Origin of the sequence: Salegentibacter sp. (genome assembly GCF_041642575.1) — a bacterium.
Lineage (GTDB): Bacteria > Bacteroidota > Bacteroidia > Flavobacteriales > Flavobacteriaceae > Salegentibacter.
Map to the genome: position 1 here is coordinate 21,987 of NZ_JBEPWD010000010.1, position 25,852 is coordinate 47,838.

General features: G+C 40.6%; 18 protein-coding genes. 16 read left to right on the top strand and 2 right to left on the bottom strand.

The window, feature by feature from the left end:
* Window positions 1–163: 163 nt before the first annotated feature.
* The 15 genes from ACESK1_RS03440 to queG all read left to right on the top strand — a co-directional run bounded on the left by ACESK1_RS03440 (window position 164) and on the right by queG (window position 22,727).
* Window positions 164–1,513, top strand: a complete 1,350-nt coding sequence (locus ACESK1_RS03440; RefSeq protein ID WP_372917953.1) for a cytochrome c3 family protein — start codon at window positions 164–166, stop codon at window positions 1,511–1,513.
* Between the two features lie 53 nt (window positions 1,514–1,566).
* Complete coding sequence (locus tag ACESK1_RS03445; protein WP_372917955.1) at window positions 1,567–4,644, top strand: TAT-variant-translocated molybdopterin oxidoreductase; 3,078 nt, start codon at window positions 1,567–1,569, stop codon at window positions 4,642–4,644.
* A gap of 36 nt (window positions 4,645–4,680) precedes the next feature.
* The gene (gene nrfD / locus ACESK1_RS03450) at window positions 4,681–6,486 is read left to right on the top strand and encodes an NrfD/PsrC family molybdoenzyme membrane anchor subunit (RefSeq protein ID WP_372917957.1); all 1,806 of its coding nucleotides are present in this window, start codon (window positions 4,681–4,683) and stop codon (window positions 6,484–6,486) included.
* A 5-nt stretch (window positions 6,487–6,491) separates the two neighbouring features.
* Complete coding sequence (locus tag ACESK1_RS03455; protein ID WP_372917959.1) at window positions 6,492–7,019, top strand: DUF3341 domain-containing protein; 528 nt, start codon at window positions 6,492–6,494, stop codon at window positions 7,017–7,019.
* 5 nt (window positions 7,020–7,024) lie between these two features.
* Complete coding sequence (locus ACESK1_RS03460) at window positions 7,025–7,711, top strand: cytochrome c (RefSeq protein ID WP_372917961.1); 687 nt, start codon at window positions 7,025–7,027, stop codon at window positions 7,709–7,711.
* A 26-nt stretch (window positions 7,712–7,737) separates the two neighbouring features.
* Complete coding sequence (locus tag ACESK1_RS03465) at window positions 7,738–9,114, top strand: quinol:cytochrome C oxidoreductase (RefSeq protein WP_372917963.1); 1,377 nt, start codon at window positions 7,738–7,740, stop codon at window positions 9,112–9,114.
* A 35-nt stretch (window positions 9,115–9,149) separates the two neighbouring features.
* The gene (locus ACESK1_RS03470; protein ID WP_372917965.1) at window positions 9,150–10,211 is read left to right on the top strand and encodes a cytochrome c oxidase subunit II; all 1,062 of its coding nucleotides are present in this window, start codon (window positions 9,150–9,152) and stop codon (window positions 10,209–10,211) included.
* A 31-nt stretch (window positions 10,212–10,242) separates the two neighbouring features.
* A complete protein-coding gene (locus ACESK1_RS03475) occupies window positions 10,243–12,063 on the top strand; it encodes a cbb3-type cytochrome c oxidase subunit I (protein ID WP_372917967.1) in 1,821 nt (606 codons plus the stop codon).
* A gap of 156 nt (window positions 12,064–12,219) precedes the next feature.
* Window positions 12,220–15,441 (top strand): hypothetical protein, encoded by a 3,222-nt coding sequence (locus tag ACESK1_RS03480; RefSeq protein WP_372917969.1) that lies wholly within the window; start codon window positions 12,220–12,222, stop codon window positions 15,439–15,441.
* Between the two features lie 119 nt (window positions 15,442–15,560).
* The gene (gene ruvB / locus ACESK1_RS03485; protein WP_372917971.1) at window positions 15,561–16,583 is read left to right on the top strand and encodes a Holliday junction branch migration DNA helicase RuvB; all 1,023 of its coding nucleotides are present in this window, start codon (window positions 15,561–15,563) and stop codon (window positions 16,581–16,583) included.
* An 80-nt stretch (window positions 16,584–16,663) separates the two neighbouring features.
* Window positions 16,664–17,992, top strand: a complete 1,329-nt coding sequence (locus ACESK1_RS03490) for a cytochrome P450 (protein ID WP_372917973.1) — start codon at window positions 16,664–16,666, stop codon at window positions 17,990–17,992.
* Window positions 17,993–18,182: 190 nt separating this feature from the next.
* Window positions 18,183–19,274, top strand: a complete 1,092-nt coding sequence (locus tag ACESK1_RS03495; protein ID WP_372917975.1) for a nickel-binding protein — start codon at window positions 18,183–18,185, stop codon at window positions 19,272–19,274.
* 132 nt (window positions 19,275–19,406) lie between these two features.
* A complete protein-coding gene (locus ACESK1_RS03500) occupies window positions 19,407–20,777 on the top strand; it encodes an FAD-binding oxidoreductase (protein WP_372917977.1) in 1,371 nt (456 codons plus the stop codon).
* A gap of 77 nt (window positions 20,778–20,854) precedes the next feature.
* Entirely contained in the window at window positions 20,855–21,724 is an 870-nt protein-coding gene (locus tag ACESK1_RS03505; protein WP_372917979.1) for a nuclear transport factor 2 family protein, read from the top strand.
* A 76-nt stretch (window positions 21,725–21,800) separates the two neighbouring features.
* Window positions 21,801–22,727, top strand: a complete 927-nt coding sequence (gene queG, locus ACESK1_RS03510; RefSeq protein WP_372917981.1) for a tRNA epoxyqueuosine(34) reductase QueG — start codon at window positions 21,801–21,803, stop codon at window positions 22,725–22,727.
* Here the strand turns inward: queG and ACESK1_RS03515 are convergent.
* Window positions 22,724–23,674 carry an NAD-dependent epimerase/dehydratase family protein gene (locus ACESK1_RS03515; RefSeq protein ID WP_372917983.1) on the bottom strand — a complete coding sequence of 317 codons (951 nt, stop codon included), beginning with the start codon at window positions 23,672–23,674 and terminating at the stop codon, window positions 22,724–22,726. The two genes, queG and ACESK1_RS03515, sit on opposite strands and share 4 nt — an antisense overlap.
* Window positions 23,675–23,766: 92 nt before the next feature.
* Entirely contained in the window at window positions 23,767–24,750 is a 984-nt protein-coding gene (locus ACESK1_RS03520; protein WP_372917985.1) for a hypothetical protein, read from the bottom strand.
* Between the two features lie 290 nt (window positions 24,751–25,040).
* Between ACESK1_RS03520 and ACESK1_RS03525 the strand changes: the two genes are divergently transcribed.
* Window positions 25,041–25,715, top strand: coding sequence for a hemolysin III family protein (locus tag ACESK1_RS03525; RefSeq protein WP_372917987.1), 675 nt, complete (start codon window positions 25,041–25,043; stop codon window positions 25,713–25,715).
* The last annotated feature ends 137 nt before the right edge of the window (window positions 25,716–25,852 follow it).

Below are 25,852 nucleotides of genomic sequence, written 5' to 3' on the forward strand. Positions count from 1 at the left end.
TATTTAGAACTATTATAAATTATGTGTTAACACCATTGTAACATTCCGCAACAACATTTTAAATATTACTTTTGCCTACCAAATTAAAGGTGCGAATACATTTTAATTGTTATTTTGCTTAAATTATCGTGCCAAAATTTAGACCTTAATTCAACTTTATAATATGAAAAAGGTGAAATACCGAAATTCAACTTCGCGATTATGGCTCTTAAGTGTAGCTTTTTTTATTTCGTGTACTTTCTTAGGTGTAGCTCAGGAAGAAGCTGAGGAGCCAGCAGATGCTGAAGTGCAGGAAGAACAGGTGGACGAAGCTGCGGCTTCGGATTTGGGGGATCCAGTCAATGGAAAATCCTTGTTTAATTCCCAGTGTGCTGCTTGTCATAAGCCTTATTCTGAGTCTATAGGGCCTGCGCTTCATGGGATTACCGAACAGAGGGACATTGAGTGGTTATACCAGTGGATTGAAAACAGTGCCGATCTTATTGCCAGTGGCGATGAAGAGGCGGTAGCAATATTTGAGGAGTACAATAATACTCCCATGCCTGGTTTCCCACAGTTAAGCGAAGATGATATTGATGATATTCTTGCCTATGTAGAGCAGCCAAAAGCTGAACCTGCAGTGGCCGCTGGAGGAGAAGGGACTGCCGGAGGAGGTGAGGGTTCTCAGGGAGGAGTTTCAGTAAATGTGATTCTTGCTATCCTTGTTTTTGTTTTGGTGATGCTACTTGTAGTTCTATTCCTTGTAAACAAAACCCTTAAGAATTTTGCGGAAGCCTCAGGGGTGGTTATTCCTGAAAAGCCCAAAAGGAAGCCGGTATGGAAAGCTTTTGTTGAAAACCAGTTTCTGGTTCTCGTAACTTCAGTAGTAGTGCTTTTGGCGGTGGGGTATTTTGCTTATGGTTGGTTTATGCAGGTTGGAGTCGATCAGAGCTACCAGCCAATTCAGCCCATACATTATTCACATAAAATACATGCTGGAGATAACCAGATAGATTGTAAATATTGTCACTCATCAGCAAGAACATCTAAGCAGGCGGGGATTCCTTCTCTTAATGTTTGTATGAATTGCCATAAGACTATTTCTGAAGTATCTCCTGAAACAGCTACTGAAGAATATTCAAAAGAATTCTATGACGAAGAGATCGCTAAACTTTACGATGCCGTTGGATGGGATCCGTCTACACAGTCTTACACAGGAGAAACTCAGCCCGTAAAATGGGTTAGAATTCATAATTTACCAGATTTCGCGTACTTTAATCACTCGCAACACGTAAATGTGGGTGGAGTTGAGTGTCAAACTTGTCATGGTCCTATCGAAGAGATGGAGGTGGTTTACCAGGATGCTCCTTTAACAATGGGCTGGTGTGTGAACTGTCACCGTGATACTAAAGTTAGAATGGAAGGTAATGAGTACTACGAAAAGATTCACGAAGAATTATCTAAGAAATACGGAGTAGAAGAACTAACAGTAGCTCAAATGGGTGGGCTTGAATGTGCAAAGTGTCACTATTAAAAATGATTTCCCGGTTAACGGGGTTTAATTAGGAAGTTAATATCTAGATATATATGTCATCAAACAAAAAATACTGGAAAAGTGTTGAAGAGCTAAATGAAAACAGCTCTGTTGTTGAGACGCTCCAACAAAAAGAATTTACAGAAGAGATTCCTGTTGAGGAATTTTTGGGAAATAAAGAATCTCTCGAAAGTTCTAAAACATCGCGAAGAGATTTTCTAAAATATGTTGGGTTTAGTACTGCGGCAGCATCTTTAGCTGCGTGTGAAGGACCTGTGATAAAATCTATTCCATATGTGGTGCAGCCTGAGAGCATTGTGCCCGGCGTAGCTAATTATTATGCTACAACTATTGCTGATGGTTTCGATTTTGCCAGCGTTTTGGTAAAAACCCGTGAGGGAAGACCTATTAAGATTGAAAACAATGACCTCACAGTAGCTAAAAGTGGTGTAAACGCTCGTGTACATGCTTCTGTGTTGTCTTTATATGATACTCAGCGCGTGAAGCGCCCAATGATTGAAGGAAGAAATGTTTCCTGGGAAGAATTTGACCGTGAGGTTAAAGCCGACCTGGAAAATGTTAACGGAGAAATAGTGTTGTTAACCCAAACTTTCGCCAGCCCTTCTACGACAAAACTTATTGAGGAATTTTCTTCAAAATATCCCAATGTACGCCACGTTGTTTATGACACCGTTTCTGAAGATGCTGTTCTAAACGCATTTCAGGCAAAATACGGAAAGCGTGCAATGCCAAATTATGATTTTTCAAAAGCTGAAACCATTGTTTCTGTAGGTGCCGATTTTCTTGGTGACTGGCAGGGTGGAGGATATGATGCAGCTTATGCTAAAGGAAGAGTGCCTAAAGATGGCAAGATGTCCCGTCATATTCAGTTTGAAGCTAATATGACTTTATCCGGGGCGAACGCAGATAAGCGTGTGCCGGTTAAGCCTTCTCATCAAAAAGCAGTTCTTGCTGCGCTTTACGGTTATGTAGCTGGTGGGTCTTCTACCAGTAATTTACCCGATGCAGTTGATGATGCTGTAGTGAAAGCTGCAAGCCAACTTAGAAAAGCCGGGAGCGGCGGCGTTGTTGTGTCGGGGCTTCCTGATAATGATGCGCAGGCGCTTGTTCTTGCAATAAATGAGGCTCTTGGGAGCGAAGTTATGGATACCGCTAATCCAAGAATGACCCGTCAGGGGAATGCCCAGGCGGTGAAGGAGCTAGTAGGGGATATGAATAATGGAAATGTTGGAGCGCTGCTTATGGCAGGGGTGAATCCAGCATATAGCTTTCCCAATGCGACGGAATTTGTTGAGGCTCTGGGTAAGGTGCAGGTAACTGTTTCCTTCAGTTTAAAGCCAGACGAAACTGCGGTACTTTCAAAATATGTTGCTGCTACTCCTCACTATCTTGAAAGTTGGGGAGATATACAATATACCGAGCAGGATTTCAGCCTGATGCAGCCTACTATCAAACCATTGTTTGATACCCGCCAGTTTCAGGATTGTTTGCTTCGCTGGAGTGATAATGAAATGTCTTACTATGAATATTTGAAGGAAACCTGGTCTGGTGGATTTGGAGACAAATCCTGGAATGATGCTTTGCATGATGGTTCTTTCAAAGCTGCGTCTCCGGTTTCTATTGAAACTGCTGAAGCTGCACCTGCTGAAGTTAATGTTTCTGCTGCGGCAAGAAATCTTTCCGATGCGGGAGAATCCAATGGACTTGAACTTAATTTGTATACCAATACCGCTATTGGTGATGGTCAACAGGCTAACAATCCCTGGTTACAGGAATTACCGGATCCAATCACCAGGGCATCGTGGGATAACTATCTAACTGTATCAAAGGCTGATGCTGAGGAACTGGACTTGATAAACGAACATGTATCCAATGGAGCCTTAAATGGTAGTTATGTAAACATCAGGATAGATGGTGCTGAGGTTAAAAATGTGCCGGTAATGATTCAACCGGGACAAGCCAGAGGTTCAGTTGGACTTGCACTTGGTTATGGTAAGAAAGAAGCCATCCAGGATGAAATGCAGGTTGGAGTGAATGCCTTCCCGCTTTATAAAGATTTTAGTTCAATACAGAATATAAGTATAGAAAAAGTACCTGGGATGCATGAGTTTGCATCAGTACAGTTGCACAATACCCTTATGGGAAGAGGAGATATCATCAAGGAAACCACTCTTGAAATCTTCAATACCCGGGATGCCAATGTTTGGAACAAAGTTCCTAATGTATCCCTAGATCACATTGAAAAACCTGTTACTTCCCCTGAAGTTGATATGTGGGAAGGTTTTGACAGAAGTGTTGGTCATCATTTTAACCTTTCCATAGACTTAAACTCATGTACCGGTTGTGGTGCTTGTGTGATCGCTTGCCATGCCGAGAACAATGTTCCCGTTGTTGGTAAAAGTGAGATCAGGAGATCTCGTGATATGCACTGGTTAAGAATTGATCGCTATTATTCTTCTGAGGATAATTTCAGAGATGATTTAGAAAAGAAAAATAATATTTCAGGCCTTAGTAGTTCCCTTTCAGAATTTAAAGAAATGGAAGAGCCGGCAGATAATCCTCAGGTAGTATTTCAGCCTGTAATGTGTCAGCACTGTAACCATGCGCCTTGTGAAACTGTTTGTCCTGTAGCTGCTACTTCGCATGGCCGCCAGGGTCAAAACCAGATGATCTATAACCGATGTGTAGGTACTCGTTATTGTGCAAATAACTGTCCTTATAAAGTACGTCGTTTCAACTGGTTTAAGTACGCCCAAAATGAAGAGTTTGATTACCACATGAACAATGACCTTGGTCGTATGGTTCTTAACCCTGATGTTACTGTTCGTTCAAGAGGAGTAATGGAAAAATGCTCTATGTGTATTCAGAAAACGCAAAAAACAATCCTTGATGCTAAGCGGGACGGGCGTGAGATTAAAGACGGTGAGTTCCATACAGCTTGTTCAGCGGCTTGTGATAAAGGTGCGATGGTATTTGGTGATGTTAACGATGTTAGCGCTGAAATTGTAAAGAAACGTGATGATAACAGGATGTATCACCTGTTGGAATATGTAGGTACTAAACCAAATGTGATGTACCAGACCAAGATCAGGAATACCACAGAAGCTTAATAAATCAACTATTAAAGAAATCAATTTAAAAAGGATATGTCTCATTACGAAGCACCTATACGAAAGCCTTTAGTTACCGGGGATAAAAGCTACCACGATGTTACTGTGGACGTAGCAAGGCCGGTAGAGGGAAGGGCTAATAAAACCTGGTGGATTGTATTTTCTATTTCACTTGTCGCCTTTCTTTGGGGTGTAGGTAGTATCATTTATACTATTTCTACAGGTATTGGAACCTGGGGTCTTAATAAAACTGTAGGTTGGGCCTGGGATATCACCAACTTTGTATGGTGGGTAGGAATTGGTCACGCCGGAACACTTATTTCGGCAGTACTTTTGCTTTTCCGCCAGAAATGGAGAATGGCGATTAACCGCTCTGCGGAGGCCATGACAATTTTCTCTGTAATGCAGGCCGGTTTGTTCCCTTTAATTCACATGGGTCGGCCCTGGTTGGCTTATTGGGTACTTCCAATTCCAAACCAGTTTGGTTCGCTTTGGGTGAATTTTAACTCACCACTGCTTTGGGATGTATTTGCGATTTCAACCTATCTGTCTGTGTCTTTGGTTTTCTGGTGGACAGGTCTTTTACCCGATTTTGCGATGATTCGGGATCGTGCTATTACCCCTTTCAATAAAAAAATCTACGGAATATTAAGTTTTGGTTGGAGTGGCCGGGCCAAAGACTGGCAGCGTTTTGAAGAAGTTTCTCTTGTTCTTGCCGGATTAGCGACACCTTTGGTACTATCGGTACACACTATCGTATCTTTTGACTTTGCTACCTCGGTGATTCCCGGATGGCACACCACGATCTTCCCTCCATATTTCGTTGCAGGAGCGATTTTCTCCGGATTTGCCATGGTAAACACCCTTCTTATAATTATGAGAAAGGTTTCTAATCTTGAAGATTATATTACGATTCAGCATATAGAATTAATGAATATCGTTATCATGATCACTGGTTCTATTGTAGGTGTTGCCTACATTACAGAATTGGTAATCGCATGGTATTCTGGTGTGGAATATGAGCAGTATGCATTCCTTAACAGGGCTACAGGCCCTTACGCCTGGGCTTATTGGGCGATGATGACCTGTAATGTGTTCTCTCCTCAGTTTATGTGGTTCAAGAAATTAAGAACCAGTATTATGTTCTCTTTCTTTATCTCCATTGTTGTGAATATTGGAATGTGGTTTGAGCGGTTTGTAATTATCGTGACTTCACTTCACCGTGATTACCTGCCTTCTTCGTGGACTATGTTCTCTCCAACTTTTGTTGATATCGGAATATTTATAGGAACTATTGGGTTCTTCTTTGTGCTGTTTCTACTTTATGCCCGTTCTTTCCCGGTGATTGCACAGGCTGAAGTAAAGACTATACTTAAATCTTCCGGGGAAAAATATAAGAAGCTAAGAGCTGAGCATGGTGATGATGTAAAACATTACGACCCTATGGTTAGAGAGCCTGTTGCCAATACCGAAGAGGGTATACATAAGAGGATTCAGGATTCAGAAGATTATGATGTAACTGACGGGGACTCTCATAATGAAACGGTGAACGTCGATGGCCTGGTTATTTCTGAATTATTGCGAGACAGAATCGATGCTATGTTGGATAGGATTGGAAGCTTCAATCCTGAAAACCAAATTGCGGACGATCTTCAGAAATTGAAAGGGGTTGGACCTTTCCTTGAGCAGCGTTTACATCAGGTTGGAATTTACACCTATGCGCAGGTTAGTAATTTAACTGAGAAAGATTTTGAATTGCTGGATGAAGTAATAGAAAACTTCCCTAATGCTACACAAAGAGAAGATTGGGTAGCCCAGGCAAGTAAATTAAAAAACAACTAATTAAGATGGCATCAAAAGTTATACACGCTATTTATAATGATGACGATGTGCTTTTACAGGCAGTAAAGCAGGTTCGCGAAGCCCGTTACCATATAGGAGAAATCTATACCCCGTTTCCGGTTCACGGTCTGGATAAAGCTATGGGGCTTGCTCCAACAAGATTAGCCATAACATCCTTCCTTTATGGGGTGGTTGGACTAGTTGTTTCAATCTTAATGATGAACTTCATAATGATAGAAGATTGGCCACAGGATATAGGTGGAAAACCAAGCTTTAGTTTTATTGAAAACATGCCGGCTTTTGTTCCTATTATGTTTGAGTTAACGGTGTTTTTTGCAGCTCACCTTATGGTTATTACTTTCTATATGAGAAGTAAGTTATGGCCATTTAAAACCGCTGAGAACCCTGATGTTCGAACTACCGACGACAAGTTCCTTATGGAAGTTGATGCAGCTAATCTTAATGTAGATGATCTTTCTGATTTCCTTTATACCACTGGAGCTTCAGAAATTAAAATAATTGATAATAAATAGACAAAATGAGAAGCTTTTTCCATAAATCTATAGTATTGTTTCTTTTAGCGGGTCTCCTGGTATCCTGTGCCGATAAGGATCGACCTAATTACCAATTTATGTCTGATACAGACATGTACGAACCAGTTGGTTATGAGTCTTATGGAGAATATGATATTTTTCCTAATGGACAATCAGCCATGGAACCTGCTGATGGGAGTGTTGCCAGAGGGAAGAAACCATACGATTATGAAAATACTCCCGATGGATCCTCACAGGCTAAAAGCGACCTTGAAAATCCATTGCCTTATACAGAGGAAAATCTGAATGAAGGAAAACAATTATATACAATTTATTGTGCAGTTTGTCATAGTGATTCTGGCGATGGACAAGGAATTCTTGCTGAAAGAGAAAAAATTCTTGGAGTTCCTTCCTACGATGATGTTGGGAGAGCAATTACAGAAGGTAGTGTTTACCACGTAATTTACTACGGCCTTAACACCATGGGTTCTTATGCTTCTCAATTGGATGAAAAGGAACGCTGGCAGGTTACACACTATGTGATGAATCTTAAAGACCAATTAGAAGGCAATGAGGAAAGGGAATTTGAGGAGGTAGGACCTACCGTAAGCCCTGATGATCCCGATGTCCAGGCAGCACAGGAAAATGTTGGAGAAGAGACTGTTCTTACTGAAGAAGAAAGCAATAATTAAGAAATAAAGCATTTAGATCTATAAATATGTACACGCTATCCAGTAAATTAAAGTTAACAGCAATTATTTTTATGATTGTTGGTGCCATAGGTCTCGTTATAGGATTTCTGCAAGCACCTTCAACTCTAGAGGATGTAGAAGAAATGCTGGCTTCTGAAGAACATCATGAAGAACCAGCAACTAGCACTCTGGAAGAAGCAAACTTCGCCAAGGCAGAGCACGATATGTTATTAGATGATGATCCCGGAAGAAATGAAGTACAGGATGCAGATCACGCTGAAGCAGGCTCACATGACACCGAACATTTGGAGCATAAGTTACACCAACTTCAGAACAAGCCATGGGCTGCAGTTTATGTAGCGGCATTCTTTTTCTTTATGATCTCTTTAGGGGTGCTGGCTTTTTATGCGGTACAGTATGCTGCGCAGGCTGGTTGGTCTCCGGTACTCTTCAGGGTAATGGAGGGAATCACGGCCTACCTTGTGCCCGGAGGAATAATTTTGTTTGTTCTTTTAGTGCTTTCCAGTCTTCATCTTAATCACCTTTTCATCTGGATGGATCCTGAGGTGGTTGAACATGATGCTATAATACGAAATAAAACAAGCTATCTTAACATACCATTTTTCCTTATTCGGGCTGCAATTTATCTTGGAGGTTGGTTTGTCTTTAGACATTTTCTAGTTAGAAATTCAAGAAGACTTGATGATGCTTCAGATAATTACTATTTCAAGAAAAACTTTAAACTCTCAGCCGGTTTCCTAGTATTCTTTATAGTTTCTGAATCAATGATGTCCTGGGATTGGATTATGAGTCTTGATCCGCACTGGTTTAGTACCCTGTTCGGATGGTATGTGTTCGCAAGCCTTTTCGTTTCCGGAATCACTGTAATAGCTCTTATAAGTATTTACCTGAAATCCAGAGGCTATCTACCATTTGTTAATGATAGTCACATTCATGATCTTGCTAAATTTATGTTCGGAATGAGTATATTCTGGACTTACCTTTGGTTCTCCCAGTTTATGTTGATCTGGTATTCAAATATTCCTGAAGAGGTTGTATATTTTATTAGTCGAATAGAAAATTATTCTCTTCCATTCTTTGGAATGGTTGCGCTTAACTTTATATTTCCGTTATTAATGCTTATGAATAGCGACTATAAACGTGTTAATTGGTTTGTTGTTCTAACCGGAATAATCATTCTTGTTGGGCACTACCTTAATGTTTTTGTAATGATAATGCCTGCTACGGTAGGTGAATCATGGTTTGTTGGCATTCCTGAAATAAGTGCAGTTTTATTATTTGCAGGATTGTTTATTTTTGTGGTTTTCAATGCCTTAACAAAAGCTCCATTGCTGGCAAAAAGGAATCCGTTCATTAAAGAAAGTGAACATTTCCATTATTAATTAAAAGATTGATTGTTTAAAGAAGAATTTAAAAAATGACCGTATTCTTAGTAATAATTGTACTAGCCCTTCTGGCTGTAACCGGATGGCAGTTATCCAAGATATTTGAACTGTCCAAAGGACCGGGAGCAGATTCAACTCAAATTGCCAACGATAACGATAACAGGCAACAGGCAAAGTATATGCTTTGGTTCATGATCTTTATATATGTTGGGATGGCCTACAGTTTCTGGAAATGGAGTAAACTTTATCTTCCCGAAGCAGCATCAGAACATGGTAGCCAGGTAGATACCCTTATGTTTATCTCTATCGCTATTATAATGATTGTGCAGGTGTTAACTCAGGCTTTATTGCACTGGTTTGCCTATAAATATCAGGGTAGAAAAGGTAGAAAAGCCTTATTTTTTGCCGATAACGATAAACTGGAGTTTATTTGGACCATAATTCCTGTTATTACTCTTGCTGGATTAATTATCTATGGATTGTTTACCTGGTCAGATATTATGAATATCGATGAGGATAGTGATCCGATTGTAATTGAGATCTATGCTAAGCAATTTAGCTGGCAGGCGCGCTATGCAGGTGAAGATAATACTCTTGGAGACGCGAATGTTAGATTTATTGAGGGAAGAAACAATGTTGGGGTAGATGAAAGTGACCCTTATGCACAGGATGATAAGATCACTACAGAATTACACCTTCCTGTAGACAAACCTGTATTATTTAAATTCAGATCTCAGGATGTATTGCATTCTGCTTATTTCCCTCATTTTCGTGCTCAAATGAACGTAGTTCCGGGTATGGTTACCCAGTTCGGTTTTACACCCAGCATTACCACGGCCGAAATGAGAGAAAGCGAGTATATGGTGGATAAAGTTCAAACCATTAATGAAATTAGAAAGGATAATAGTGAAATTTTAAGTGCTGAAGGGGAAGCTCCTCTTGATCCTTATGAATTCGACTATTTTATTGCCTGTAACAAGATTTGTGGAGACGCCCACTACAATATGCAGATGAAGATTGTAGTTGAAACGGAAGAAGAGTACAATGCCTGGTTAAGCGAGCAGTCTACTTTCGGGGAATTTATGGATAATTAGAAACAACTTTAAAAAGAATATACTTTAAGATATGTCAGCAATAGCAACATCACCGGCTCACGATCACCACGACGATCACGGACATCATCATAAACAAACCTTTATTACTAAATACATATTTAGTACTGACCATAAGATGATCTCCAAGCAGTACCTGATCACCGGTATCTTAATGGGGATCGTAGGTATTATGATGTCGGTATTATTCCGTTTGCAACTGGCCTGGCCAGAAGAGTCTTTCGCTATTTTCGAAACTCTTTTAGGAAAGTGGGCGCCGGACGGAGTAATGACCCCTTCTATTTACCTTGCTTTAGTTACCATTCACGGAACTATCATGGTATTCTTTGTCTTAACAGCCGGCTTAAGTGGTACTTTTAGTAACCTGCTTATTCCGTTGCAAATTGGAGCCCGTGATATGGCCTCAGGATTTTTGAATATGCTTTCATATTGGCTATTTTTCATCTCTTGTGTGATCATGCTTAGCTCCTTGTTTATTGAATCTGGTCCGGCTTCTGCAGGTTGGACGATATATCCGCCGCTTAGTGCTTTGCCGCAGGCGATTGGAGGTTCAGGGCTTGGGATGACGCTTTGGCTTATTTCTATGGCTATTTTCATTGCTTCCTCCTTGTTAGGGTCTCTTAATTATATTGTGACTGTTTTAAACCTGAGAACTAAAGGAATGTCTATGACAAGGCTTCCACTTACTATTTGGGCCTTTTTCGTGACTGCTATTATTGGTGTGGTTTCTTTCCCGGTTCTATTATCAGCAGCTTTGTTGCTTATTATGGATCGTAGTTTTGGAACTTCATTCTTCCTTAGTGATATTTATATTTCAGGAGAAGTATTGAGCCATCAGGGCGGTTCTCCGGTATTATTCGAGCACCTTTTCTGGTTCCTTGGTCACCCGGAAGTTTATATTGTAATTCTACCTGCAATGGGTATTGTTTCCGAAGTTTTGGCTACTAATGCCCGTAAACCTATTTTTGGTTACCGTGCGATGGTTGCTTCCATACTCGCGATTGCATTCCTTTCTACAATTGTATGGGGTCACCATATGTTTGTTTCAGGTATGAACCCGTTCCTTGGTTCGGTATTTACTTTTACAACCTTACTGATTGCAATTCCATCAGCAGTAAAGGCCTTTAACTGGATCACTACCTTATGGAAAGGTAATTTACAGATGAACCCTGCAATGCTGTTCTCTATCGGATTTGTTTCTACCTTTATTACAGGAGGGTTAACAGGTATTATTCTTGGGGATTCTACGCTTGATATCAACGTGCACGATACTTATTTTGTAATTGCCCACTTCCACCTGGTAATGGGTATTTCTGCCATCTACGGACTTCTTGCCGGGGTTTACCACTGGTTCCCTAAGATGTATGGCCGTATGATGAATAAAAATATGGGTTACGTTCACTTCTGGATTACCGCAGTGGGTGCCTACGGTGTTTTCTTCCCGATGCACTTTATAGGACTGGCCGGATTGCCAAGGCGTTACTATACCAACACCGCGTTCCCGTATTTTGATGATCTTGCCGATGTGAATGTGATTATAACTATTTTCGCACTGATTACCACAGCCGTTCAGGTGGTATTTCTATGGAACTTTTTCTCCTCAATTTTCTATGGAAGAAAAGCAACTCAAAACCCCTGGAATGCCACTACCCTGGAATGGACTACTCCGGTAGAACACATCCACGGAAACTGGCCGGGTGAAATCCCATCAGTGTACCGCTGGCCTTACGATTACAGTAAAACTAACGAGGATGGCGAATACGTGATCAAAGGACAAGACTTTGTTCCGCAGGATGTTCCGCTTCAGAAAAATGAAGAAGAACTAAACCATTAGAAACAAATAACTTTTAAAGTTCTTATAAAAACCTCTGGATAACTTCCGGAGGTTTTTCTTTTCATATGCCTCATTATATTTCATTTTTAAGGTAGACTGCTTGTTTGTTTAATGATCTTTTAGCATTTTTGGAGATAATCCCTGAAAATCATTAACATGAATAGAAAACTACTTCTCGCTTTTTTAATTCTTCCTCTTTTTGTTTTCGGCCAAAAACTCGATATGTCTTTGGTCAAAAATATGGAGCCGCGCAATATTGGTCCAGCCGGAATGAGCGGTAGAATAACCGCCATTGATGCTGTAGACTCCAACCCTGATATAATTTATGCCGGTTCGGCTTCCGGTGGTTTATGGAAATCGACATCTGGAGGAGTAAACTGGGAACCTGTTTTTGACGAGGAAGAAACCGCTTCTATTGGAGCCGTCGCCATTCAGCAATCTAATCCTTCTGTGGTTTGGGTTGGTACCGGCGAAGGAAATCCCAGGAATAGCTTAAATGGCGGCCGCGGAATATACAAATCCCTTGACGGCGGTAAATCCTGGAAAAGAATGGGATTAAAGGATTCCAGGCATATTCACAGGGTAATTATAGATCCTTCAGATCCTAATACTGTTTATGCGGGTGCTATTGGTTCTCCCTGGGGAGCGCATGAAGAACGTGGCGTATATAAAACTACAGATGGCGGAGAAACCTGGGAGAAGATCTTATATACCAATGAAAGTTCTGGGATAGCTGAGCTTGTTATGGATCCTTCAAATCCCAATAAACTTATCGCTGCCATGTGGGAGCATCAAAGGGAACCCTGGTTCTTTAATTCAGGAGGGTCTGGTTCTGGTATGTATATTACTTATGATGGTGGTGAGAACTGGAAAGAAATTACCGAAGATAATGGCTTGCCCGAAGGGGAACTCGGCCGAATGGGCCTTGCCATAGCTCCGGGAAAACCTGAGGTAGTTTATGCTTATATAGAAGCCAAAAAGAATGGTTTGTACCGCTCTGAAGATGGTGGAGAAAGTTGGGAATTAGTTAATGATGATATGGGCGAAATTGGAAACCGTCCATTTTACTATGCTGAAATATATGTGGCCCCCAATAATGAAAACCGTGTTTACAGCATCTTTACTTTTGTAAATGTATCTGAAGATGGCGGAAAAAGCTTCGAAGAATTAATGCCGGCTTATGGAGCTAACAATGGCATACATCCCGATCACCACGCCTGGTATATTAACCCTGAAAATCCCGATTTCATGATCGATGGTAATGACGGTGGATTAAACATTACCCGGGATGGTGGTAAAACCTGGCATTTCGCCGAGAATATTCCTGTGGGCCAGTTTTATCATGTGGCGGTTGACAATGAAACGCCTTATAATGTGTATGGCGGAATGCAGGACAACGGAAGCTGGAAAGGTCCCGGATATGTATGGAAATCCCAGGGGATTAGGAATTCCTACTGGCAGGAAATTTCTTTTGGAGACGGGTTTGATGTCGTTCCCGATCCAGATGATAGTCGTTATGGCTGGTCTATGAGTCAGCAGGGGAATGTGGGAAGATATGATTCTGAAACCGGGCGTAATTATGTCGTTAAGCCTACGCATCCCGATCCTGATGTGGAGCTGCGTTACAATTGGGATTCAGCAATTAATATCGACCCATTTGATAATAAAACCCTTTACTTCGGAAGTCAGTTCGTTCACAAATCAACCGACAAAGGATTAACCTGGGAGGTCATCTCCCCAGATCTCACCACCAACGATCCTGAAAAACAAAACCAGATGGAGAGTGGCGGCTTGACCATAGATGCTACTGGAGCAGAAAACCATACTACGCTTTTGGTGATTGAACCATCTTCCGTAGAAAAAGATATGATCTGGACAGGATCTGATGACGGGAAAGTTTTTTACACGCAGAACGGTGGTGAAAACTGGACTGAGGTTTCCGGCAATTTGAGAGGCTTACCTGAAGGTAGTTGGATAGAACAAATTCAGGCTTCCAACAAGAACAAAGGTGAAGCCCTGTTAGTAGCCAATAATTATAGAAGAGATGACTATACGCCTTATGTCTACCGCACTCGTAACTACGGAAAGAGTTGGGAAAGAATAGTTGATAAAGATGATGTTCTCAGTTTTGCTCTTTCTGTCGTAGAAGATCCGGAGGAGGAAAATCTTTTATTCCTCGGAACAGATGATGGCCTTTATGTTTCTATAGATGCCGGGGTAAACTGGCAGAAGTGGACTAATGGTTTTCCCACTGTGCCCGTAAAAGATATGGTGATCCATCAACGGGAACATGACCTGGTGATTGGCACCTTCGGAAGGTCGTTCTGGATACTTGATGATATAAGACCTCTTCGGGAAATAGCTAGAAATAACGTTATGTTCACAAATCTGAAGGAAGAAGAGTCAAAGCTTGAGGTTTTTCCATCACCTACTGCCTACCTTGCCTCTACCCAGCAACCATCGGGAATGCGTTTTCCTGCTGATGCTGTTTTTAGCGGTGAAAACCGTGGCAGAGGTGCAAAGATTTCCTATTTCATCAATCCTAAAGAAAGGGAGAATGAAAAATCTTCAAAGGAAGAAAACAATGATGAAGAAGAAAAGAGTAAAACCGCTTCAGTTTGGGATACCATCAGCTTAAAGGTTTATGATGGGGAAAGGCTGATTCGTACCTTGAAAAAAGAAGCTCCCGATTCTACAGGGATTTATAACATGACCTGGTCTTTGGATGAAAAAGGAGGAGATTCACCTTCCCGGGAAATTAAGGAATCCAAAGATGAGCCGGGTGGAATTACCGTGAAGCCCGGAACTTACCGGGTAGTGATAAATTATGGCGAGCTGGAGTCAGAAGGCGAAATAAGTGTAGAAACCGATCCGAGGTTGAATATTTCAGATGAAGATATTTCAGTGTTATATGAAACCGAAAAGGAACTGGAAAATATGACTCAGGTTGCAGCCGATGCTGTAAAGCAACTGGTGCAGAGCAAAAAGATCGCAGAAGAATTTCAGGAGAAGTTGAAGAAAGAGGATGAGGAAAAGTTTGAAAGTGAAATTGATGCTTCCAAAGCCATTGCTGATACTATAAATAACAAAATCGCAATTTTTCTTGGAGAAGAGGATGAGCGACAAGGGATTGTAAGAAGTCGTAAACCAACGGTGCAATCCAGAATTAATGAGGCTAGATATTACGTTAATACTCGACCAGACGGACTTACCTCCACCGAGAAAACTTTAATTTCTCATGCCAAGAATGATTTGCAGGAGGCCTTAGAGGAAGTAAACTCGTTTTTTGAAACCGAATGGCCGGAATATCGCTCCAAAATGGAGCAGATCGAGCTCTCTCCTTTCAAAGAAATAGAAATATTTGAATTGGGGAATTAAGCAAAAGAAAATCAAGAGTTAGAGCCTTTCTTTTCCGGAAAGGCTTTTTCTTTTCCGGTGCTTCCATAATTCTTCTTACTTCCTTTTCTTTATCTTTGTCCAAAGACCTGTTGAGAATTATGAATGAAAACCTTGATCCCAGCGGAGAAAATTTTTCTCCCGAAGAATTCGATATTGAAAGGGCGTTGCGCCCATTGGAATTTGATGATTTTGCCGGCCAGGATCAGGTATTGGACAACCTAAAGGTTTTTGTTGAAGCAGCCAATCAAAGGGGCGAAGCTTTAGATCATACGCTTTTCCACGGGCCTCCGGGACTTGGGAAAACCACTCTCGCTCATATTCTGGCCAACGAACTTAGTGTCGGAATTAAAGTGACTTCAGGACCCGTTTTGGATAAACCTGGAGATCTTGCGGGATTACTTACAAACCTTGACGAAAGAGACATACTTTTTATAGATGAAATACACCGTCTTAGCCCTGTAGTTGAGGAATACCTCTATTCGGCTATGGAAGATTACCGGATTGATATCATGATCGAAACCGGGCCAAATGCGAGAACAGTTCAAATTAATTTGAATCCGTTTACCCTGGTGGGAGCAACTACGCGTTCAGGGCTGCTTACAGCGCCTATGCGGGCACGTTTTGGTATTTCCAGTAGACTGCAGTATTACAGCACCGAACTGCTTTCAGATATAGTGCAACGAAGTGCTGAAATCCTAAAAGTTCCAATAAGTCTTGATGCTGCAATAGAAATTGCCGGTAGAAGTCGGGGAACACCGCGAATTGCGAACGCGCTATTGAGAAGGGTGCGGGATTTTGCCCAGATTAAAGGCAATGGGAAAATCGATATGGAAATCGCTAAATATAGTCTTAAGGCACTTAATGTAGATACTCACGGTTTGGATGAAATGGATAATAAGATCCTGGAAACCATTATCGATAAATTTAAAGGCGGTCCCGTTGGCATCACCACTTTGGCCACCGCAGTAAGCGAAAGCGCCGAAACCATCGAAGAAGTTTACGAGCCGTTCCTCATTCAGCAGGGATTTATTTACCGCACGCCTAGGGGCCGGGAAGTAACCGAAGCAGCCTATCGTCACCTCGGCAGGACCAAAGGAAATACCCAGGGCGGATTGTTCTAAAAGTTAAAAAGGGAGTGTTTTCTTTTTGATTCAAGCCATTTCAGGTGGTTTCTTCTTAACTTGGTTTTCAAATGGGAAGTATGAAAGTAAAGGAAATTCCAGCGGTATCGTGGCTAAAGTTTATGGGGAAAGCCAATCTTATCCTCAAAAACCCTCTGCCTTTTCATGCTGAAAATTTTGCAAAACTTGGAGATATTTTTAGGGTGAAAGTCGGTTTTGGAAATCCTCTTGTTTTTTCCAGAAATGCAGCCTTTGCCGAATATGCTCTTCAGAAAAACCATAAAAACTTTGAAAAATCACCAATCCAAACCCGGGATATGGCAAAATACCTGGGCTACGGGTTACTGACTTCCACAGGTGAGCACTGGCGGAAACAACGTAAACTCATTCAACCCGCTTTTCATAAAAAGCAAATTGCCGGATTAATGGATACTATAAATTCTGCAATTATGATCGAGCTGGATAAAATTGAGCAGGGAAAGCCCATGGATATTTTTCCGGTTTTTAATGATCTTGCTTTTCAAACGGTGGTAAAATCGCTTTTTAGTAGTGCAGTTGGCCAAAAGGAGATCAACAGGCTACAGTATATTACTGAGGCTGCCCAGCGAATGCTGGTTAAAGAGCTCCGGCAGCCCTTTAAACGCTGGTGGTTCAAATATAGTGGCAGTATAAAAAAGCACATGGAATTAGTCGAAGAAGCGCGGGAAATTCTTAGAAAATTAGTACGGGAAAGGAAAGAAAATCCTGCCGGTGAAGGAGACCTCTTGGATATGCTGCTAGAGGCAAGGTATGAGGACGGCACGGCAATGAGCGAAAAACAACTGATCGATGAAATTCTGATCTTTTTTACCGCAGGGCACGAAACCACTTCGAATGCACTTACTTTCACGGCTGAACTCCTCGCAAGACATCCCGAAATTCAGGAAAAAATTGCTTCGGAAACAAAAGAAGCTAAAGAAAAGACCAGCGATCTTATGGAATTGATCGCATCCTGTACTTATACAAAGCAAGTTTTAGAAGAAGCTATGCGACTGTATCCGCCGGTTTATTTTATAGACCGCATTAATCTTGAAGAAGATGAATTTAACGGATTCAGAATCCACAAAAATTCTAATTTATTGTTTTCGATCTATGAAATTCATCGTGATGCCGCTTACTGGGAAAATCCACAGAAATTTGATCCTTCCCGATTTGCTGAAGGCACCAAACATACCTCCCACTACTATCCTTTTGGGGCAGGACCACGAAAGTGCATTGGTAATAACTTTGCCATGTATGAAATGATTTTGGCGATTTCAGAACTGGTTTCCAGGTACAGGATCAGCACAAATAAGCAGGAAATTGAAATTACACCTTTAATTACCCTGAAGCCAAAAAATGCAATTTTGAGGTTCGAGGAAAGATCCTAATGCTAACTCTCCAATTTTCAGTCAAAAAATATTGACTACCTAATTCTCCTTTATTAAAGGATTTTCCAAACATTTGAAGAATTTTTTAGTCTTAGAAATCGGTCATATAAAAAGGAGTTTTAAAACCCCTGCAATCCCCTATAGATTTGTAAATCAATATTTTGTATCTTTTGGGTTCAATTTTTTAATCATGCCAATTTATATGGATTACCATATTTTCCCTGGAATTTCCGTAGAGGAGGTGAAGGCCGCCCATATGACGGACAAAGCGACACAGGCAAAATACGGCGTGAAATATCATCAATTTTGGGTGAATAAGGAAACAGGGTCTATTTTCTGCCTAATCGAAGGACCTAATCCCGAAGCCTGTATTAAAGTTCATGAAGAAGCGCACGGAAATGTGGCGTGTAATATTATTGAAGTTGAGCCGGGTTTGATTAATTTGTTTATGGGGAAAAACCCTCCGATGCAAAATGGAATTGTTTATGCCCAGAATGGGGAAATCGATACAGGTTTTAGATTTATAATGGTGTTGGATATCGTAGTGAATACTTCATTATCTACCCATTCTGATATCGAAAAATTTGTTTTTCCGAAGAAACCCAGGAATGAAGCAATCAAAATAATACAAGAGTTTCAGGGAGAATTGGTAGAAAATTTATCAGACGATAGTATCATCGCTGTGTTTACAGACGCTCATCAGTCCCTGAGATGTGTACTTAATATTCAGGAGATTTTTACTAATAGACTTCAGGAGGAAGAATGGGAAATAAGTTTTAAGATAGGTCTCACTGAAGGGCAACCCGTAACCATGGCTGATAGTTTCTTTAAAGATTCTATAGACTATGCCAAACGATTAAGCTTGATAGCGGGGGAAAACCAAATCCTGCTATCTCATTGCCTAAAGAAAATAAGCTCTTTTCAAGTTCAAAATTTAGATCAGAAAAAGGTTAAAGTTTTGGAAGAAAAGCACCGGATTTTTATCGGGGATTTTTGCGATTATGCAGAATCGAATCTTGCAACTGAAAAGTTATCAGTAAAATCCTTAAGTAGGGAAATTGGCCTCAGCAGGCCACAATTGTATAGAAAAATAAAATCTATCACGGGGCGGTCACCCAAGAAGTTTATTCGCGACCTTAAATTAAGAACTGCTTTTAACCTTATAAAGAATAACAATCTCAACGTTTCCCAGGTGGCCTACGAAGTAGGTTATGATGATCCTTCTTACTTCTCAAAATGTTTCACTCAAAAATTTGGCATTTCCCCGTCCAAAGTAATATAGCATTTCAAATTCGACTTCAGTATAAATGAATCAAAATTCACTGATTTTGAATCATTTATACCGTATATGAAACCCATCCTCTCGTTAAATTAGTAAATATCTATTTTGTTATTAACCAATACTTTTTGAGTCATGAGAGAAGAAACCACCCAATTAAAACACTCTGTAAAGGGCACAGTTATTATGCCGGAGGATGAGAACTACGATGAAGCCAGGGCTATCTATAATGCTATGATAGACAAAAAACCTTCCATTATTGTAAAATGTAAAGATGAAGAAGATGTTATCGATACGGTAAACTTTGCCAGAAAGAATAATCTGGAAGTCTCCATTCGCAGTGGCGGGCATAATGGGGCCGGTTTGGCTCTGGTAGAAGATGGGCTGGTAATTGACCTTTCAGAAATGAAAAACATTGACATTGATCCTCAAACTAATACCGCCATTATAGGACCGGGGAATACTTTAAAAGAGATCGATGCGGCGACTCACGAATTTGGCCTTGCCCTTCCCAGTGGAATTATTGGCACTACCGGCATTGGGGGAATTACCCTTGGTGGCGGTCTCGGTTATTTAAGTCGGAAAGGAGGTTTAACCATCGATAATTTGCTGGAATGTAAGGTTGTATTGGCTAATGGAGAATTGGTCACCGCTAATTCGGAAACTAATTCTGATCTTTTTTGGGCACTTCGCGGAGGAGGTGGAAATTTCGGGGTGGTTGTTTCATTTAAATTTAAGCTCCTCGAGATTAAAAATGTCTATGCCGGCCCTATGTTTTGGCCACTGGAAAAAGCGACAGAGGCGATGGAATTTTATGATCAAATCACTAAAGATGCATCTCACGATTTATATGGTTTTTTTGCCTTTCTTATAGTTCCGCCTGCAGAACCCTTTCCAAAAGAATTGTGGAATAAAAATGTTTGCGGAGTCCTGTGGAATTATACCGGGCCAATAGAAAAAGCTGAAGAAGTTTTTGAACCTATACGCAAGTTTGTACCTCCTATCCTGGATTTTGTTTCTGAAATTCCAATGCCGGCCTTAAACACCATGTTTGATACTTTAATGCCGCCCGGAATGCAGTGGTATTGGAGAGCACATTATATCAAAGAATTAACTCCTGAGTCTATTAAAGTTAATATTAAGCACGGCTCAAAGATTCCTACTATGCGTTCAACCACTCATTTATATCCTATAGACGGAGCGGTAAACGATGTAGGCAATGAAGAAACAGCCTGGGCACATAGAGATGCCCGCTGGGCGCAAGTAATTGTTGGTGTAGATCCCGAACCGGAAAAAGCTGATGAAATTACTAAATGGTGCAAAGATTATTTTGATGATTTAAAGCCACATGCCATGGGTGGCGCCTATGTCAACTTCATGATGGAAGAAGGCCAGGAAAGAATAAAAAGTTCATATAAAGGAAATTATGAACGCTTGGCAAAAATTAAAGCGAAATATGATCCTGAGAATTTCTTTCATTTAAATCAAAACATAAAACCTGGTTAGACCTCGCTTTGCGGCACATAAATTCTCTCATCGATTCTCAAGTAATAATGCGTATATAAAAAATCAAATTTATTATTATGAAAAAAATAGCTGTTACCATCGTGTTTTCCTTACTGGCATTTTTCTCAACCTATGCTCAGTCAGGTGATGAAATTAATGAGGAATATCCGGAAGCCAAAAAAGAAGTAAAGCAAGCTCTGGATGAGATCGAGCAAAGCATTAGAAATAATGAAATCGACAAATTGATATCCATGCATGCCTATGGTCCTAAATTCACTGAATTTAAACCAATGGAAGAAAGGACAGGTTCGAAAGAGAATGAAGAGTTCGAAAGGAGCTTTTTAGGCTCGATTACCGAAGTAGAGAAATGGAACTGGGATGATCTTAAGATTGCTGTATTTGGTGGAGATGTGGCTGCGGTTACCTTTCATTCAGATTTTAAATTTAAGACTGGTGAGGATCCGCATCACTTTAAAACACAAGGGGTGTTATTATTCATTAAAACCGATGACGGCTGGAAGATTACTCATGAGCACCTTGCACCACTTGCCGAAGCTAAAGTTAAACCCGAAACTCCCGAAATAACTCATATCTCCAAATCAGACTTTCCTAAAGACGATATGTTGAATCTCGTTAAAGGATGGGGCGGAATGGTCGTTGCCATTAACGAACCTCCTGCTGGGACCGATTTTGCACCACTTCTAAAAGGGCAAAAGGATGATTTATGCCAGGTACCTCATTGGGGTTATCTGGAGAAGGGAAAGTTGCAGGCTGATTATAAAAATCGTCCTACTGAAATGATTTCGGCCGGAGAGGTCTTTTATATGCCTCCCGGTCACACGGCTAAGGTTATTGAAGATGCCAGGATAATCGATTTTAGTCCGGAAGAAGAAATGATGGCCTTAATGACAGATATTGAGAATAAAATGAAGGAAGACAAGAATTAAACGCTTTCCAGGAGAGAGTAGAGAAACCTATGAAATAGGTCATAAATTTTAAATATCGCATCTTTGTAATATTATCATGATTGATCAAAAGGAGCGATATACAAAATTAATCAAAGCCGAAGCTAAGCGCCTCGGCTTTCTTTCATGCGGGATTTCAAAAGCCGAATTTCTTGAAGAAGAGGCACCCCGACTCGAGAATTTTCTTCAGAAGGGAATGCACGGCGAAATGAAGTATATGGAAAATCATTTCGATAAACGCCTTGATCCCACTAAACTGGTTGAAGGTTCAAAATCGGTTATTTCTTTACTGCTCAATTATTACCCTCATCAAATTCAGAATCAGGATTCCTATAAGATCAGTAAATATGCTTACGGCCGGGATTATCATTTTGTGATAAAGGATAAGCTTAAAGACCTGATGCAGTATATGCAGAAAGAAATTGGCGAAATAGAAGGGCGCGCCTTTGTGGATTCGGCACCTGTTCTGGATAAAGCCTGGGCTGCAAAAAGCGGACTCGGTTGGATGGGGAAACATTCTAACCTTTTATCTAAGCAAACCGGCTCTTTCTATTTTATCGCTGAACTTATTGTAGATCTCGAACTGGAATACGATACGCCGGTTACCGATCACTGCGGAAGCTGTACGGCCTGCATAGATGCCTGCCCAACTGATGCCATCGTAGAACCTTACAAAGTGGATGGCAGCAAATGCATTTCTTATTTTACCATTGAGTTGAAAGACGAACTACCCACTTCCTATAAAAACCAATTTGAAGACTGGATGTTTGGCTGCGATATCTGCCAGGATGTTTGCCCATGGAACCGGTTTTCAAAGCCTCATAACGAACCACTGTTTAATCCCCATCCCGATTTATTGGAAAATGAGAAAAAAGACTGGGAAGAGATCACCAAAGAAACCTTTAATGAGATCTTCAGGAAATCTGCTGTTAAAAGGACAAAGTTTACAGGCTTGAAGAGAAATATAGATTTTTTGAAAAGTTAGGCCTTCACCGGGTTTTCCGGAGCAGCTAATTTTTTCCTGATCCCTTCCAAATAAGGCGTAGGTGTGAAATCAAAACGCGTTTCGAATTTGGTGCTTTTAAAGATGTAATCACGATCATACTGATACATCATTTCGGGCATTTCCTTCATCACCGGAATGACCAATCCTAGCAAATAAGCCATGAACTTTGGAACTTCTCTGAATTTTGGTTCCACCTGCATTTCCGCAGCAATAGCCGTTATCCATTCTCTCCCGGTAAGCGGGTTTTCAGCTGTAGGTAAATGCCAAACCTGGTTGTAAGCATCATCGGTGTTTCCTAAAAGGGCGGTGCCTTTGGCGGCATCTGGAACAAAGGTGAAAGAATGTTTATAATCAGCCGAAGCCAGCCAGTTCGCTTTTTTTCCTTCTTTTAATGGCTTTATTACTGTTTGAGTGATCATGCTGTTTTGCGAATTGGGCCCATAATAATCGGCGCAACGGGCAATAAGTGCGGTAAGTTTTCCTTTTTCCACCCGACCTAAAATAAGCCTGGCCAGTTCGGCCCTTACCAGTCCTTTTTTACTTTCTGGTGCCATAGGGGCATCTTCGGTCATATAGGGAATACTCTCTTTGCTGTACATATAAACATTATCGAAAAAAACCAGTTTGGCCCCGGTTTCTTCACAGGCATTGATCACATTTTTAACTATTTCAGGCCAATTTTTTCGCCATACTTTGTAATTATAAGGCAAGCCGGCAGTAAGATAGACCACTGTAGAATCTTTAACAGCCTCTTTAACTTTCTCGATATTCAGAAGGTTTGCGGGGAAAAGTTCATCATTTGGATTTACCTGTACGGGTTTCCGGCTCACCAACCTTATATTATCTGTGTATTCCAAGAGCTCCCTGGCCAGGTGATTCCCTATTGCACCTCCTGCACCCAGGATGGCTTGAAGATTGTTTTTCATTGCCGGTTAAATTAGCTAAAACTAAAGTTAATAAAAAAAGCCCCGGCCGCACAAAATCGCTAAGGCCGAAGCTCATATTTTTTTCAAAAATCCTAATCCACTTTCACAATTTGAAATTCATCTTGTGAACCTTCTGATAGTAGGATATGCAGGTAAGAATAAAGAACATAGGGAGTATTTCCTTTGACGGTCACCGTAGTGGGAAAAGTTGCGGAAGTAGAAAAAGCATCCTCCAGGATGGCGCTTTTCCATCTATCACGTGTTTTGAAGGTATGCACTACTGCGTTTTCTCCACCTCCACCATTGCTTACTACAAGCAGTTCGTTGGGGTTTTTCAGATATATTCCATCTGGGCTATACATATCAACAGGAATGTTTACTTCTGAAAATTTTTCAGGATTATCTATAGGAATCCTTATGATGCGGTTTGTTTCCAGGTGACTTACCAGCAAATATCCGCGTGGGTCATAATCTATTCCGTTTATACCTATGTTTCCTGGAGTAGGAGCAAGTTCTTCATCTTTATAAAAAACCGAAGAATTTCCTTCTTTATCCACCTGGTAAATTATCCCTGCATAGCTGTCGGTAACATAAGCCATTCCTTTATTATCAACAGTTACATCATTTGCAAATTGAGGTCCTTCTTCCCACTCATCTAGGTCGGCATAAAATATTCTCTCTCCCGAACTAAGCTCATAAGCCGCAAGAGCAGAAAGTGTGCCGTCAATGTTGGAATTGACCACAAGGAGGCGTTTTGTGGAATTATCAATGTGCAGTCCCAGGCTGGCAAATAGGTCGGGATCCTTTATAAATTCAGAATAAACCCCATCCTTAACCTGCCCAATTGTTCCCCGGGTTATTGAGGAAACCAGGAAACGATCATCCCTTTGGTCGTATTCAATTCCTTCAGGGAAAAGATTTTCCTCATTAATAGAAATTACCGCAGGTTCCATCTTGTTTTTTGCCGAAAGATCACTAACATTCTCAATACGATCTTCCTCAATGACTTCAGAATCACAGGAAAAAATGAAAAGAGAAACAATCCCGGCAATCAGCATAAAAAATAAATTTTTCATAATTAAAAATTTTTGATTGGTTAATAAAATATTCGGGAGGTGAGCCTAATTGAAATTCAGCATCAGAAGGGGCAGTGGATGAAAATCCATGATTTTTGGGATTAATAAAATTAAGTAATTTATATTTAATAGCTGAATTTCAGTCGATTAATTCTTCAATTAATTAAAATAATCCGATTTGGATAACCCAAATCCTTAACTGCTTTAGTGTTGGATTTTTTTTCAGAAATGATTATATTGTTATCGCTTTTAATGAAATCTTTCCTGGCCTTGGCCTTGCCATTTTTACAATGAATAAAAATAATACCTGTCATTATTATCCTCCGGCAGAAGAGAAATTCAATATTATTTCTCACGGATTTGGATTTGCGCTGAGCGTAATTGGACTGGTCCTTTTAATTTTAAAAGCGAACGAGTTGGGCGGTATCAGGCACTTGGTGAGTTTTAGTATTTTTGGTGCAAGTATGATCCTGCTTTATGCAGCTTCCACTTTCTATCATGCCACAAAGGATTCTACCTGGAGATACCGGTTAAATATTGTAGATCATGCCTCAATTTATGTGCTGATTGCGGGCACTTATACGCCATTTGCCTTAGTCACATTAAGTGGAGTTGTCGGTTGGAGTATCTTTGGGGTGGTATGGGGCCTTGCGTTTACAGGGATAATTTTGAAACTCTTTTTCACCGGACGCTATAATACACTCTCTACTATCATGTATGTAGTAATGGGATGGATTATTGTTTTTGCTGTCAAACCATTACTCGATAACCTTGCGACTCCCGGCCTTTTGTGGTTACTGGGTGGTGGAATTTCATATACCCTGGGAGCTGTAATCTTTAGCCTTGACAGAATTAAATTTAATCATGCTATTTTTCATATTTTCGTTTTATTAGGAAGTTTCTGCCATTTTATAGCCATTTATTTTTACGTCTTACCGGAGGATGCTGCAGGGCTTATTTCCTGAACTTTTGTGGCTATTATTAGTGCAACCTTGCTAACTTTGTAGCTACAGCCAAATTGAAAAATTATGAGTAGCAACCCTAGAAAAAGGCGTGAAGCCCTGGTTTATCACGCTAAACCAAAACCTGGAAAAATTCAGGT